General features: G+C 69.2%; 13 protein-coding genes. 1 reads left to right on the top strand and 12 read right to left on the bottom strand.

What is annotated here, in order from left to right:
- Positions 1-42: 42 nt before the first annotated feature.
- The 4 genes from glmM to ACFY5C_RS35280 form a co-directional block, all read right to left on the bottom strand.
- A complete protein-coding gene (gene glmM / locus ACFY5C_RS35295; protein WP_389452477.1) occupies positions 43-1,401 on the bottom strand; it encodes a phosphoglucosamine mutase in 1,359 nt (452 codons plus the stop codon).
- A 237-nt stretch (positions 1,402-1,638) separates the two neighbouring features.
- Positions 1,639-2,163 carry a 30S ribosomal protein S9 gene (gene rpsI / locus ACFY5C_RS35290; RefSeq protein WP_389452474.1) on the bottom strand — a complete coding sequence of 175 codons (525 nt, stop codon included), beginning with the start codon at positions 2,161-2,163 and terminating at the stop codon, positions 1,639-1,641.
- Positions 2,164-2,205: 42 nt separating this feature from the next.
- Positions 2,206-2,649 carry a 50S ribosomal protein L13 gene (gene rplM / locus ACFY5C_RS35285; RefSeq protein ID WP_030950652.1) on the bottom strand — a complete coding sequence of 148 codons (444 nt, stop codon included), beginning with the start codon at positions 2,647-2,649 and terminating at the stop codon, positions 2,206-2,208.
- A 751-nt stretch (positions 2,650-3,400) separates the two neighbouring features.
- Complete coding sequence (locus ACFY5C_RS35280) at positions 3,401-4,693, bottom strand: glycosyltransferase 87 family protein (protein ID WP_389452471.1); 1,293 nt, start codon at positions 4,691-4,693, stop codon at positions 3,401-3,403.
- Positions 4,694-4,766: 73 nt separating this feature from the next.
- Between ACFY5C_RS35280 and ACFY5C_RS35275 the strand changes: the two genes are divergently transcribed.
- Positions 4,767-5,651, top strand: a complete 885-nt coding sequence (locus tag ACFY5C_RS35275; RefSeq protein ID WP_389452468.1) for a hypothetical protein — start codon at positions 4,767-4,769, stop codon at positions 5,649-5,651.
- 44 nt (positions 5,652-5,695) lie between these two features.
- Here the strand turns inward: ACFY5C_RS35275 and ACFY5C_RS35270 are convergent, their stop codons facing one another.
- The 8 genes from ACFY5C_RS35270 to ACFY5C_RS35235 form a co-directional block, all read right to left on the bottom strand.
- Positions 5,696-6,460, bottom strand: a complete 765-nt coding sequence (locus tag ACFY5C_RS35270; protein WP_389452465.1) for a polyprenol monophosphomannose synthase — start codon at positions 6,458-6,460, stop codon at positions 5,696-5,698.
- A 29-nt stretch (positions 6,461-6,489) separates the two neighbouring features.
- Entirely contained in the window at positions 6,490-7,800 is a 1,311-nt protein-coding gene (locus ACFY5C_RS35265) for a UDP-glucose dehydrogenase family protein (RefSeq protein ID WP_389452462.1), read from the bottom strand.
- A 52-nt stretch (positions 7,801-7,852) separates the two neighbouring features.
- On the bottom strand, positions 7,853-9,682 hold the full coding sequence (locus tag ACFY5C_RS35260) for a glycosyltransferase family 39 protein (RefSeq protein WP_389452459.1): 1,830 nt from the start codon (positions 9,680-9,682) through the stop codon (positions 7,853-7,855).
- The gene (locus tag ACFY5C_RS35255) at positions 9,682-10,704 is read right to left on the bottom strand and encodes a glycoside hydrolase family 26 protein (protein ID WP_389452750.1); all 1,023 of its coding nucleotides are present in this window, start codon (positions 10,702-10,704) and stop codon (positions 9,682-9,684) included. The genes ACFY5C_RS35260 and ACFY5C_RS35255 overlap by 1 nt, the downstream gene beginning before the upstream one ends.
- Positions 10,704-12,119 (bottom strand): glycosyltransferase family 2 protein, encoded by a 1,416-nt coding sequence (locus ACFY5C_RS35250; protein ID WP_389452747.1) that lies wholly within the window; start codon positions 12,117-12,119, stop codon positions 10,704-10,706. Before ACFY5C_RS35250 ends, ACFY5C_RS35255 begins: the two co-directional genes overlap by 1 nt.
- A 423-nt stretch (positions 12,120-12,542) precedes the next feature.
- Positions 12,543-13,409: a tRNA pseudouridine(38-40) synthase TruA gene (truA, locus tag ACFY5C_RS35245; RefSeq protein ID WP_389452457.1), complete on the bottom strand. Its 867-nt coding sequence runs from the start codon at positions 13,407-13,409 to the stop codon at positions 12,543-12,545.
- 141 nt (positions 13,410-13,550) lie between these two features.
- On the bottom strand, positions 13,551-14,054 hold the full coding sequence (gene rplQ, locus ACFY5C_RS35240; protein WP_389452454.1) for a 50S ribosomal protein L17: 504 nt from the start codon (positions 14,052-14,054) through the stop codon (positions 13,551-13,553).
- Positions 14,055-14,236: 182 nt separating this feature from the next.
- The coding region (locus ACFY5C_RS35235) for a DNA-directed RNA polymerase subunit alpha C-terminal domain-containing protein (RefSeq protein WP_308433457.1) at positions 14,237-14,581 on the bottom strand (345 nt) is incomplete at its 5' end.

Genomic DNA, 14,581 nt, shown 5'->3' with positions numbered 1-14,581 from the left:
CGCAACGAAGCAGAAGCCCCGGCCCCTACCCGGCACAGCCGACTATCCGAGCGCGGACTTCACCACATCGGCCAGCCGCCCGGCGACAGACCGAGCCTGCTCGATGTCCGCGGCCTCGACCATCACCCGCACCAACGGCTCGGTACCGGAAGGCCTGAGCAACACCCGCCCCGTGGAGCCGAGTTCCCGCTCCGCCTCGGTGACGGCGGCGGCCAGCTCGGCCGAGCTGCGGACCCGGCTCCGGTCCACGTCCGGCACATTGATCAGCACCTGCGGCAGCCGCTCCATCACGGCGGCGAGGTCCCGCAGCGTACGCCCGGTCTGGGCGATCCGAGCCGCCAGCAGCAGCCCGGTCAGGGTGCCGTCACCGGTCGTGGCGTGGTCGAGGATGATGACATGCCCGGACTGCTCGCCGCCGAGGGCGTAGCCGTGCTCCTTCATCTCCTCCAGCACATACCGGTCGCCGACGGCGGTCTGCACCAGCTTCAGCCCCTCGCGCTCCAGCGCCAGCTTGAAGCCGAGGTTCGACATCACGGTCGCGACGACGGTGTCGGCGCGCAGAGCGGAGCGCTCCCGCATCGCCAGCGCGAGCACGGCCAGGATCTGGTCGCCGTCCACCTCCTCGCCGGTGTGGTCCACGGCGAGGCACCGGTCGGCGTCCCCGTCGTGCGCGATGCCCAGCGCGGCCCCGTGGTCGAGGACGGCGGCCTTCAGCTTGTCCAGATGCGTGGACCCGCAGCCGTCGTTGATGTTGAGCCCGTCCGGCTCCGCACCGATGGTGACGACGTCTGCTCCGGCCTGCCGGAACGCCTCCGGAGAGACGCCCGCCGCAGCACCGTGCGCCTCGTCGAGGACGATCTTCAGCCCGTCCAGTCGGTTGGGCAGGACGCCGAGGAGGTGGGCGACGTACTCGTCGAACCCCTGGTCGTACGACCGCACCCGCCCGACTGCCGCACCGGTCGGCCGCTGCCACGGCTCACCGTGCCGGTGCTCGTCGTAGACGGACTCGATACGGTCCTCCAGCTCGTCGGCGAGTTTGTGGCCGCCGCGGGCGAAGAACTTGATGCCGTTGTCCGGCATGGCGTTGTGGCTGGCGGAGAGCATGACACCGAGGTCGGCGCCGAGCGAGCCGGTGAGGTGCGCGACCGCGGGCGTGGGCAGCACGCCGACCCGCATCACGTCGACACCGGCGCTGGCGAGGCCCGCGACGACGGCGGCCTCCAGGAACTCCCCGGACGCGCGCGGGTCCCGCCCGACCACCGCTGTCGGCCGGTGGCCCTCGAAGGTGCCCGCCTCGGCGAGTACGTGCGCTGCCGCCACGGACAGACCGAGGGCCATCTCGGCCGTCAGATCCGCGTTGGCGACACCACGCACGCCGTCCGTGCCGAAGAGTCGTCCCACTTGTCCTCCTGAGGAAACATCAGTTCCGAAAGCGGAGCCGGCGCTCGATACGCCACCGGGCCACCGGGGGCTCCCGCTACCAGGCATTCCATGCCCGGGGCATCGGATCACACAAGCCTTTGAACGTCTTGTGCCGTTATACGCCCGCGCCCGGTGATAAGACGAACGCCCCGGCGGCACTGTGGCGTGCCGCCGGGGCGTTCGGAGTACCGGAGTACGAGCAGAGGCAGCTTGCGCTTAGCGCTTGCTGTACTGCGGGGCCTTGCGGGCCTTCTTCAGACCGGCCTTCTTGCGCTCGACCGCACGGTCGTCGCGCTTGAGGAAGCCGGCCTTCTTCAGCGGGCCGCGGTTGTTGTCGACGTCGGCCTCGTTCAGGGCGCGGGCGACACCGAGACGCAGCGCACCGGCCTGGCCGGAGACACCGCCACCGGCGATGCGGGCGACGACGTCGTAGCGACCGTCGAGCTCGAGCACCTTGAAGGGCTCGTTGACTTCCTGCTGGTGCACCTTGTTCGGGAAGTAGTCCTCGAGCGTCCGCCCGTTGATCTTCCACTTGCCGGTGCCCGGAACGATCCGGACGCGGGCAATGGCGTTCTTACGACGACCCAGGCCGGCGGCCGGCTGGGGCTCACCGAAGCGCGAGGCGAGGGACTCGGAGGTGTACTCACCCTCCACCGGAACCTCGGACTCGGTGGTGTAGCTGTCGATGTCGATGTTCTCGACGTTCTCGTCGAGCGGCTGCTCGGCAGTGGTCTCGGCCACGATTCTCCTCAGATTCTCTTCAGTCTTAGGGGGTGGCCGGACTTACTGCGCGACCTGGGTGATCTCGTACGGCTGCGGCTGCTGCGCGCCGTGCGGGTGCTGGTCACCCTTGTAGACCTTCAGCTTCGAGAGCATCTGACGGCCCAGAGTGTTCTTGGGGAGCATGCCCTTGACGGCCTTCTCGATGGCCTTCTCGGGGTTCTTGTCGAGGAGCTCGTCGTAACGGACGGAGCGCAGACCACCCGGGTAGCCGGAGTGGCGGTACGCCATCTTCTGGGTCCGCTTGTTGCCGGAGAGGTGCACCTTGTCGGCGTTGATGATGATGACGAAGTCACCGGTGTCGACGTGGGGCGCGTAGATCGGCTTGTGCTTGCCGCGGAGAAGGGACGCGGCGGTGGTGGCGAGACGACCCAGGACGACGTCCTGAGCGTCAATGACGTGCCACTGGCGAGTCACATCGCCGGGCTTGGGGCTGTACGTACGCACTTCGCAGCCTTCTTCTTCAGTGGATGGGTGCTGACACATGGCATCACTGAAGCGATCGTGCAGCTGGGGACGACAATGCCGGGGACGCTGCCCGTATGCCGCCCACTGGTAACTGCTCCAGGGAACCTAGGTAGAGGCCACTCCCGTGAGAATGAGCAAGCCAATACACAACGAAGATGCAGGATACCTGCGGCGCCACGGCCGGGTCAAAACGGGTGACCGCCGGCTGGCCCTGCTGTCCATTCACCAGCGTAAGCGCCCGCCGACGCCCACGACACCGCCCCCGACCGCTCCATGCCCCCCAACCACCGGGCCCACCCCGGCCAACCCTGGCGCCGCCCCACCCCGGACGTGACCATCAACACGCCGAGACGCCCCGCTCCCAAGCCGGACACCCCGCCCTCGATCCACGCCCCGCCCGCTCACTCCCCGCACCCCGACCGCCCACACCGGACACCCGCTTCCCACGCCCCGGCCCGGCCGCCGCCGCTCCCGAGCCACGTGCGCCCACACCGCGCCCCCCACTCCCCCAGCCCGGACACCCGAGCCCCAGGCCACACCCACCCATCCGGACGCTCACTCCCGCACGCCGAGCCCCACGCACGACCGCCCGCCCTGGACGCCCACGCCCCCACCCACCAGCACCCCGACCCCGAGGCCCCCCAAACCGCCCGATTCGCGCACCCGCCCCCCACCCGGACGCCCCTGGCGCCCTCAGAACCCGCCCCTCAGTCGGCCAGATCCAGTTCGCTCACCCTTCCCCCCGCCGGGTCGGCTCCTGGACGGGCGAAGGAGGAGATCCGGGCGCGGCGCCCGTCATGGGGTCCAGGGGCGAAGTCCCTGGTGGGGTCGAAGGGGCGGAGCCCCTGGAGGACGGGACGGGTAGGGGCGGCGGGGGCGAGAGACCCCCGCCGGACCGAACGCAACGGACAGCCACAGTCACCGCCAAACCACACAACGTCACCGCATCCCGAAAGGCCCGCCGCTGAACCGCCTCCAGATAGGGCCAGGTCACCCCGGGCAGCTGCGGCACGAGCGCCACCCAGAACCACACGCCCCGAGCAACCGCCCCCTCCCCCAGCGCCCCCGCCACCAGCAGCGGCACAACGACCAGCAGATAGTGGTCGTACGACGGCCGGGAGACGAGGAACGCGGAGAGCATCAGTCCCGCCGCGGTCTCGACCAGCCGCCGCGCCCCCTCATCCCCACCCCGCCAGCGCCAATACGCACACCCCACCCCCACCCCGGCCGCAACCACCCCGATCCCCCCGGCCAGCGCCCCCGGCACCCCCACCCTCGGCAGCACAGCAACCAGCGACGCCTCGTACAGCCGTACAAAGCCGTCGTCCCCGCCCAGAAGGAACGGCAGAGTCCGGGTGAAGAACCCCGCAGGATCCGGCAGCAGCAACGCCGCCCCCGCGGACGCCACCACCGGCACCCCGGCCATCACCCCCAACCCCCGCCACCGCCCCGCGAAGACGAACAGCAACCCCACCGGCGCCAGCAACGGCTTCAGCGCGATCGCCGCCCCGATCACCGCCCCCGCCGCCACCCACCGCCCCCGCGCCGCCAGCAACAACCCCAGCGGCAGGGCGAGCACAGCCGTAGCGGTCCAGTTCCCCAGCAGAACGAGGTGCGCGAACGGCGCGAACCCGACCGCGAGCCCGATCAGCCCGAGGGCCGCGAACCGGCTGCGCAGCGGAACCCCGTGCACCCGCAGCGCACAGACCCAGCCCCCCACCAGACACCCGGTCACGACCACCGGCACGAGCACACCCAGCACACCCCGCGGAACCAGCGCCTGAGCAGCCGCCGCCAGCACCGCGCTCGGCAAATAGAGAAAGTGGGGGTCGTCATACGGCGAACCCCCACCCAGCCAGACCCGCGCCGCGCGCACGACGATCGCGTTGTCCATCCCTCCGTCCGAGGTCACCCGCGCCGTACGCATCACGAGCGCCCCCAGCAAGACCCCGAGCACCGCCCACAGATGCCACGTCGCCCGTCGTACCAACCACCCGGAGATGTCGCTTTTGTGCTCGCTCACCGGCTGAACGCTAGGGGCCTGTGCGCCCCTTGGGGCGGACCGGCACACCTTCGGTCCGTCTAAGATGCGCCCCATGAGCTACGGGCAGCAGGGGGGACCCCCGTCCCAGTGGGATCCCTGGACACCGCAATCCCAGCAGCCGTGGAACAGCGGCGCCGACGACCAGACCCCGGACTGGGCCGCACTCGCCGAGGCCTCCGAGACCCGTAACAAACGGCGCCGGCTGCTGTTCATCGGCGGCGGCGCACTGGCCACCGTCGCGATCGGCGCTGCCGTCGCCGTGGCCGTGGTGTCGTCGAACGACGGCAACTCGGCCTCGAACAATCCGTCTTCCGAGCTCCCGGCGACCGCGGACCTGCCGAACCAGTCCACCGCCCCGTCGTTCGAGCCGACGAGCGCCCCGCCGCCGCTGGACCCGAAGGACTTCATCTCCAGCAAGGCCAAGGACACCGCTCCGCTCGGCGCGCAGATCCTCTTCCCCGGCACGCAGCTGACCATGGGTGAGACGGTCTACAAGAAGGGCGCGACGGACGACACGAAGAACTGCTCCGCGGTCACCGAGGGCGGCCTCCCGAAGATCCTCACCGCCAACGGCTGTACCCGCTTCATGCGCGTCTCCTACGTCAAGGACGGCCTGGCGGTGACGGTGGGCGTGGCCGTCTTCGACACCGAGGCGAAGGCCACGAAGGTCAAGGGCCAGGTGAACACCAAGAAGGACATCGTCCGGCCGCTGTCCGGCAAGGGCACCAAGGACTTCTGCGCCTCCGCCGTCTGCTACTCGAAGTCCAACTCCTACGGCCGTTACGCCTACTTCACCATCACGGGCTTCACCAACGGCAAGGACATGACGGACAAGGACACGGCGGGCTTCCAGACCGGCGACAACCTGGAGGAGTTCACGTTCCGCCAGATCCGCCGGCGCGGCGAGGCCCAGGCTTCGGCGGCGGCGGGCGAGTAGCGGCGAGCGGCGGCCGACGTGAGGGTCGACCGCCGCCCACGGGCTCACCTGTGCTTCAGGCGCAGCCGGATCGGTACGACCGCCGACTCCAGCTGCGTCCGAAGCGTCATCTTCGACACACCCTCCGTCCGCTCCTCGAAGCGGATCGGGATCTCGACAGCGCTGTGCCCGGCCCGTACGGCCTTGTACTTCAGCTCGACCTGGAAGCTGTAGCCCGCGCTGTCCAGGGTGGCCAGGTCGATGTCCCGCAGGGTCGCGGCCGACCACAGGTTGAAGCCGGCCGTGATGTCCCGGATCTTCGTGCCGAGCACGGTGCGGGCGTAGCGGTTGGCGAACCGGGACAGCAGCACCCGGTGCACGCCCCAGTCCTCGTCCAGCGAACCGCCCTCGACGTACCGGCTGCCGACGACCAGGCCCACCCCGGAGGCCACCGCCGTGCCCAGCATCCGCGGCACCGCCTCCGCCGGGTGGCTGCCGTCGGCGTCCATCTGGACGACGTAGGCGGCACCCTCCTCAAGCGCGGCGCTCATGCCCGCGACGTACGCCCGCCCCAGACCGTCCTTCTCGGTGCGGTGCAGCACGCTCATCCGGCGCCGGCCGTCCCAGTTGTACTTCTCGGCGAGTTCCTCGGCGATCCGCCCGGTGCCGTCCGGGCTGGAGTCGTCGACGATCTTCAGATGCAGCCCGTCGATCGGCAGCCCGAGCACCAGCTCGGCCATCCGCGCGACGTTCGCGGCCTCGTTGTACGTCGGCATGACCACGGTGACCGGTACGCCCCGGTGTCTGTCGTGGTTGTCACGTCCCGTCATGGCTTTCTCTTTCCCTCCCCTAGGAGCCTCTACCGAGGCCCCTCCCCAACGGGCGCGGGCCTTCCCAGCGCCCGGAACCGCCAGCCCGCCGCGGTCCAGCGGTCCACGTCGAGCACCCCCCGCCCGTCCACGATCCGCGGACGGGAAACCAGCGGCCGGGCCCGCTGCGGGTCGATCTCCCGGAACTGCGGCCACTCGGTCAGGTGCAGCACGAGCTCGGCACCGCGCAGCGCCTCCTCGGCCGACACCGCGTATCCGAGGAGCGGGAACGCCTTGCGGGCGTTGTCCATCGCCTCGGGGTCGTAGACCGTGACGTCGGCGCCGTCGAGCCGCAGCCGCGCGGCGACGTTGAGCGCCGGCGAATCACGGATGTCGTCGGAGTCGGGCTTGAACGCCGCCCCGAGTACGGCGATACGGACCCCCAGGACTGCTCCCCCGCACAGCTCCCGGGCCAGCTCGACAACCTTGTCGCGGCGCCGCATGTTGATCGCGTCGACCTCGCGCAGGAACGCCAGCGAGACGCCCAGCTCGTCGGCGCGGTGCGCGAAGGCGCGGATGTCCTTGGGCAGACAGCCCCCGCCGAAGCCGACGCCGGCCCGCAGGAACTTCCTTCCGATCCGGTCGTCGTGCCCGATCGCCTCGGCGAGCACACCGACGTCACCGCCCGCGGCCTCACAGACCTCCGCCATCGCGTTGATGAAGGAGATCTTGGTGGCGAGGAAGGCGTTGGCGGCCGTCTTGACCAGTTCGGCGGTCGGAAAGTCGGCGGTGACAAGCGGCGTCCCGGCGGCGAGGACGGGCGCGTACACCTTCCGCAGAATCGTTTCGGCATGCTCCGAGCGCACCCCGAACACCAGCCGGTCCGGCCGCAGCGTGTCCTCGACGGCGAAGCCCTCCCGCAGGAACTCCGGGTTCCAGGCGACCTCGACGCCGCCGTGCGTGTCCGCGAGCCGCCCCGCTGTGCCCACCGGCACGGTCGACTTGCCGACCAGCAGCGCGTCGGGGTCGGCGTGCGCGGCGATCGCCGCGAAGGCGGAGTCGACGTACGTCAGGTCGGCGCCCTCGGAGCCGGAGCGCTGCGGCGTACCGACGCACACGAAATGCACGTCGCCGAAGGCCCCGGCCTCCGCGTATTCGGTCGTGAACCGCAGCCGCCCGCTCGCCGTGTGCTTGGCGATCAGCTCCGGCAGCCCGGGCTCGTGGAAGGGCACCCGGCCCGCCTGCAGCGCGGCGACCTTGTCGGGGTCGACGTCGACCCCGAGCACGTCGTGGCCGAGTTCCGCCATGCAGGCGGCGTGGGTGGCACCGAGGTAGCCGGTGCCGATGACGGTGAGCCGCATGGGTACGGCCCCTTTCTTGGCGTGGAGCGTTCTGCCGTGGAGCGGCGACAGCTCAGGAGGTCTTGATCCAGATGCGGTACGTGCCCGTGCCGCTGGAGTTGCTGAAGGGCACCTCGCCGAGGAGCCGGTAGTGCGGGTTGCCCTTGACCGCGGCCGCGACGACGTCGTCGACGCGCGGGTTGGTGAGCCCGTCCAGGACGATCAGGTCGAACTCGCCCTCGCGCAGCGCCGCGCGGTAGGCGTCGTCGCCGGAGTGGTACTTGCCCTTCTCGTCCGTGTACTCGAGCGCGAACACGCCCTGCCACTGGCGGTGCGTGGTCTTTTCCCGCAGGTAGTAGACCGGCACTTCGGGCGTCGAGGCGAGGTAGTGGCCCTTGGAGTTCACATGGGAGTCGATGGTCCTGATCATCTTCGAGGAGTCGGGCCAGACGCCGAAGCGCCAGTCCGCCTGCGAGATGCCCAGGCACAGCACCGCCGTCCAGAGCATGATCCCCAGCTGGGGGTAGCGGAAGTGAGCGCCCACCAGACGGGTCACACCCACGCCTGCCATCGGCGCGGCGAACAGCAGACCGAAGCCCACGTGCTTGAACAGCGAGACCACGGTGGCCAGTTGGATCTGGTACGCGGGCGCGAGCAGGGCCGTGCCGCACAACGTCAGGCCGAGCAGGGCACGCCAGCGCCAGCCGGGGTTGCCCAGCTTCAGCGCGATCGGCGACTCGTTCATACGGCTGCGCCGTACGTAGGAGATGGCTCCGCCGACAGCGGTCAGGAACATCAGCCCGCCCCACTCCGCCGAGCGCTGGAGCAGGAACTGGGCGCTGTCGGAGCCGTGGTCACGGTCGGTGGTGGTCTGCTGGACACCGGCGAGCAGGTCCGTGGTGTACATCCCCACGAGCATCAGACCGCCGATGCCGAGGCCGAGCAGCACCATCCGCAGGAACGATTTTGCCCCCTTGTGCGGCCAAGCGGTCAGCAGCGCGAGCACACAGATGGTGGGCAGGTACAGCGCGGACGCGTACTTCACGCCGACCGCGAGCACCGCCACGGGCGCGGCGAGCAGGACGGCGAACACCGGCGCGCGGTCGGTGCGCACCACGATCCAGGTCGCCAGCGCGAGCAGGAACACCGCCATCGCGTCGTACGTCGCGAAGTACCCCATCACGACGGTCGACTGGAGCACGGCGAACAGCGCCGCCGCGGCCAGCGCCGCCCGCTCGTTGAACAGCCGCCGCGTGAAGGAGTACAGCAGCCCGGTGGTGCCCAGCATGAACAACAGGCTCAGGCAGCGCGCGCCCGTGAGCCCGAACTGTCCGTCGACCAGCGCGACGAGCACCGGGTACAGCTGCGGCGAACCGGAGAAGTACGCGGCGTAGTTGATGGGCAGCTTGGTGCCGTTGAGCAGGTGATCGAGCTCGGCGTGACCGGCGGCGAGGTACAGGGCCTCGTCCTGGAACGCCGTGTTGGCCATCCGCAGCGACAGCGCGGCCTGGATGAGGAGGATGCACAGCAGCACGGTCCGGCTCACCCAGGCCCGCCGACGGCTGCCCGCCATGTCCCAGCCGGCCTCAGGCGTCGCGGGGATGTGGTACCCCGGCTCGTCGTCCGGCACCTGCTGGTACTGGACCGTGCGCAACGCGTACGTCGGCTGGTCCTCGTGCTGTCCGTACGGCTGCTGCGGGCTCTGTGCCGGGTACGGCTCCTGGTACGGCTCCTGGTACGGCTCCTGGTAAGGCTCCTGCTGGTGCCCGTACTGGCCGGCGTCGAACCCGTAGCCCTGCTGAGCGGAGTGCTGCCCGTTCGAGTTGAACCAGCTGGAGGCCGACTCGTCCTCGGCATACGGATCGTAGGGCTGAGGCGTGTAATGATCGTTTCGGGAGGTCATCACGGCTTCCGTACGTCGAAGCCGAAGCTGTCGTCGGCGGCCAGGCGCTTGAACTCCGTCAGCGCCAGCGGGCTCGCCTCGAGTCGCCAGTCGGCACGCTTTTCGTGGTTGAACCAGATGAAACCGAGCATGTCGTCGTCCGCCGTCACGCCCGCGAACAGGTTGCGGATGTCGGCACGCCGCCGCTCACCCGCCATCGCGGCGGTCTCCAGCAGGATCATCGGCTTCTTGGTGAAGGTGCGGACCTGGTCGCGGGTCGCCCCGAAGACGCTGTCGAAGGCGTTGTCCTCCTCGATCGTCCAGTAGCCGATGAGGCCGACCCAGTCGACGTAGGCGTCGCCCGGGTAGTACGGCTTGAGCTTCACGCTCTTGACCGGGTTGACGATGTTGGGCGACCAGGCCCAGATGACGTTCGAGGCGCCGACGTCGACGAAGGTCTCGTGGATGTGCCGCCAGGCGGCCACGTAGTCCTCCGGGGTCACGTCCTTCGTGCCCCACTTCTCCCAGTGGCCGTTGAACTCGTCGGCGAAGGAGATCACGACGGGCAGGTTCAGCTTGCGGACCGCGGTCGCGTACTCCTTGATGTACGCGTCCGACTCGCCGGCCGCGATGTCGGCGACCGGCGTGTCGAACGGCTCCCACGACATCAGCGTCATGGCGCCCTCACGCCAGGCGTTGCGCACTCCGGTGGCGTCGAAGCCGTCGCCCCAGGCGGCGTAGTACTCGATGAGGTTCGGCTGCTTGCCGACCATCTTCGTGTACGTGTCGACGCCCTTCATGGAGTTCGGCGCGCCGTCCACAGCGGCGCCGAAGTACTTCTTGTCCGGCTTCAGCAGCGGTACGACGTCGTAAGGCACGTCGGTCTCGGGGCTCGCCGCCGGGTCGGCACCGGCCTTGCCCTGTTCGCCGCCCGGCGAGGAACCGCCCGGCTCCTCGCCGAGCACCGAGCAACCGCTGAGCGCGAGCACACCGCTCAGCAGCGCTGCCGCCAGGGTCGTACGCGTGCGGGTGAACAGCTGCATCACGCCACCGCCTTCTCGCGGGGCTGGACCAGGACACGGCCCACGACGAGGGCGTAGAAAAGGCCGGAGGACAGGATCAGGGCGAAGTCCGGGGCGTCCATGGTGAACGTCCGGTAGACCGCCCCCACGACCCAGATCAGCGCGGTGCCGCCGCTCCAGACCCACATGCCGATCCAGAAGCGCCGCGTCTTGTTCTTCTTGGCGCCGGAGGAGCCGGTGGGCTGCCAGCCCATGCGGTTCTTGCGGAGGATGTCCCAGATGGCGAACACATGGGCCCAGCCGTACATCAGGCGGGCCGCCCAGGCCTCCAGGCGATAGGGAGCCGTGTGCCACACCGGGAAGATGATCGTGGTGTAGATGATGCTGGGCAGCACCAGGACCAGGTGCTCGACCATGAGCTTCTCCGGCATCACCATCAGCAGCACGATCGGGATCACGGGTGCGGCAAAGGTGAACAGCGCCGTGTGGATGTAGTAGAAGAAGCCGGACATGTAGCACAGGCGGCTGGAGAAACGTATCTTCGCCTGCCAGAACTTCCGGCTGCCGAGCAGGCTCATCGACCCCGAGCACCAGCGGTACTGCTGGTTGAAGAAGGCACCCGCGGTGTCCGGACACACGCCCGTGGACACCGCGATCGGCACATAGCGCAGATCCCAGCCCAGGCCCCGCAGGTCGAAGCCGGTGTGCACGTCCTCGGAGTGCTCGATCAGCGTCGTACCGCCGTTGGTCTCCAGCGCGGCCCGCCGGTACACCGCACAACTGCCCACGCAGATGGCACCGTCGCTGCCCTGCCGGGAGACCTGCACGGACCGGTAGAACAGCTCCTGCACCGCCCCGGCGCCCCGCTCGATCCAGTTCTGCGAGTCCAGCACCCGGAAGTACTGCGGCGACTGGACGATCCCGATGCGCGGGTCCGCCTCCATGTACGGCAGCAGTTCCTGGAGCAGGTCGGCGCGTGGCGTGAAGTCGGCGTCCAGGATCAGGATGTACTGGCCGTCGGACTGCCCGAATCCGAAGTGCAGGTTGCCGGCCTTCTTGAACCAGCCCCGGTTCTCCCGGGTGCCGTAGCGGAACCCGAAGTCGCGGGCCATGGCGGCCAGTTCGGGACTGGCGCCGTCGTCGAGCACGAACGGGACGCAGACGCCGGGGTACCGGTCGGCCATCTCCCGCACATGCCGCCAGGTGTTGTGCAGCACCTCGATGGGCTCACCGCACACCGGCAGGAACACGTCGACGCTCGGGTACACCTCGGGCCGCCAGTTGTGCACCAGCCGCTTGTGGTGCGCGATGTCGAAGTCCCGGGTGAAGCCGTTCACCCGCAGCGACACCAGGTAGTACAGGACAGTGAAGACCAGCAGCGGCGTGTAGATCCACAGCAGCGGCGTGGAGGCGGCCAGCTTGAACTGACTGACCACCAGGCAGCAGAAGCTGATCAGCGAGCTGATCGTCAGGATCCACAGGCGCCGGCGTGCGTAGGAGTACTTCTCCTTGTCCGTCGGCGGCAGCGGCAGCAGCCCCAGCGGAGCGCCGTCACCCCGCCCCGCCTTCCGCCGTCCGACACCGTTGCCGTTCTGGCGCGTGCTGCGCCGCCCCCCGGTCCGCGCAGGACCAACTGAACTCATGAAAAACCCACCCCCGGGCCCGGATACGGCCCGTATGACCCCCACCCCTACTCGGCCTTCCCCATGTCGATTTCTCGAACAACGGCCGAGCAGCTCGAACAAATAGTTGAGCGATGAAAAGATATACGAGAGGTAAGGGGGTTGTAAGGGGCATCAAGAGGACTTACGCCCGGTAAGTCCTGACATGAGCGCTATCTGACCTCAAATGTCAGGTAACTAACAGGTTTCGCATCCGGACGTCCCCGGCAGAAATCGCCTGTTCCGCGCCTCCTTGCTCCGCGCCGCCAGCAACTCGTCCGCCGGATACCCCACTTCTTCGAGGGTGAGCCCGTGCGGCCGTACGACATGCACGGCGGAGTCCCTGACACCGGCCGCAAGCACCTTGCCCGGCCAGTCGGCGGGCCGGTGCCCATCCCCCACGAACAGCAGCGCCCCGATCAGCGAGCGCACCATGTTGTGGCAGAAGGCGTCGGCACGAACCGTGGCAGTGATGATCCCGTCGTCCCCCCGCACGAGGCTCAGCTCCTGCAGGGTACGAATGGTGGTCGCCCCTTCCCGCTTCTTGCAGTAGGCGGCGAAGTCGTGCTCGCCGAGGAGCCGCCCGGCGGCCTCGTTCATGGCATCGACGTCGAGGGGCCAGTCGTGCCAGAGGACGTGGCTGCGCAGCAGCGGGTCCACGCCCCCGGGATTGTCGGTGACGCGATAGGCATAGCGCCGCCAGACCGCCGAGAACCGAGCATTGAACCCACTGGGCGCCTCCCGCAGCGCCCACACCCGCACGTCCTTGGACAGCCGCCCGGCAAGCCGCTTGAGCAGCTTCTCGTGGTGCTCCCGCCAGACCGCCTCCGGCAGATCGACGTGCGCCACCTGCCCGCGGGCATGCACCCCGGCGTCCGTACGCCCCGCCACGGTCAGTTCGTACGTCGTCCCGCCCGACCGCGTGACGGTCCGCAGGGCATCCTCGATCTCCCCCTGCACGGTCCGCCGCCCGCCGGCCTGCTTGGCCCAGCCGGAGAACTCGGCCCCGTCGTAGGACAGATCGAGGCGCACACGCACATACCCGGGCTCTACTTCGTCACTCACACAGAGATCCTCTCAGCAACACAAAAGCGGGCCCGCCCCTCGAAAGGAACGGACCCGCGACGCCCTCAAGGGGCGCGGGGAAATGCCCGAGCAACCACGGCGAACCCGCAGCCGCCAACAAGGCAGTCCCCGCCAGAACGCTTACGCGTCCTTCGACTCCTCGGCAGCCTCATCGCCCTGAGCCTCGGCAGCCTCGTCGGCCTTGGTCGTGTCGACCTTGACCTCGGAGTCCTTGGCAGCGCGCTTCGTCGCAGCCTCGGCCTCGCCCGTGGCCTCCTGAGCAACCGTCAGCGCCTCGACCAGCTCGATGACAGCCATGGGCGCGTTGTCGCCACGGCGGTTACCGATCTTGGTGATACGGGTGTAGCCACCCGGACGGTTCTCGTAGCGCGGGCCGATCTCGGTGAAGAGCGTGTGCACGATGCTCTTGTCCGTGATGACCTGCAGCACCTGGCGGCGGTTGTGAAGGTCGCCCTTCTTCGCCTTGGTGACCAGACGCTCGGCGTACGGCCGCAGACGGCGGGCCTTCGCCTCGGTGGTGGTGATCCGGCCGTGCTCGAAGAGCGCCTTCGCGAGGTTCGCGAGGAGCAGCTTCTCGTGCGCGGCACTGCCGCCCAGACGGGCACCCTTGGTGGGCTTCGGCATTTTCTGTCTCCTGTGTGTCTGCCCCGGCCGTATCAGGTACCGGGGTCAGTATCCGAGCAGGCGGTCGCCTGTCGGAGATCCGATCCGAGCCCCGAAGGGGCCGGACCGGAAGGGGCACGGGGAAACTGCGCGATCAAGCACAGCGCACCCGCACCCAGGTGCGGACCGTCGGTCCCGAGCGCTTAGTACTGCTCGGTCTCGACGAACCCGGCGTCCGCGTCGTCGTCGGCGCCGAAGGCGTCGGCAGCGGCGGTCGGGTCGAATCCGGGCGGGCTGTCCTTCAGGGCCAGGCCCATGCCGGCCAGCTTCGCCTTGACCTCGTCGATGGACTTCGCACCGAAGTTACGGATGTCCAGGAGGTCGGCCTCGGAACGAGCCACGAGCTCACCCACGGAGTGGATGCCCTCGCGCTTGAGGCAGTTGTACGACCGAACGGTGAGCTCCAGCTCCTCGATCGGCAGCGCCAGATCAGCGGCGAGCGCGGCGTCCGTCGGGGACGGACCCATGTCGATGCCCTCGGCGTCGAT

The organism is Streptomyces sp. NPDC012935 (genome assembly GCF_042900345.1).
Taxonomy (GTDB): domain Bacteria; phylum Actinomycetota; class Actinomycetes; order Streptomycetales; family Streptomycetaceae; genus Streptomyces.
The sequence above is the reverse complement of the archived record's forward strand: the minus strand, read 5'-3'. Positions and strand labels throughout refer to the sequence as shown.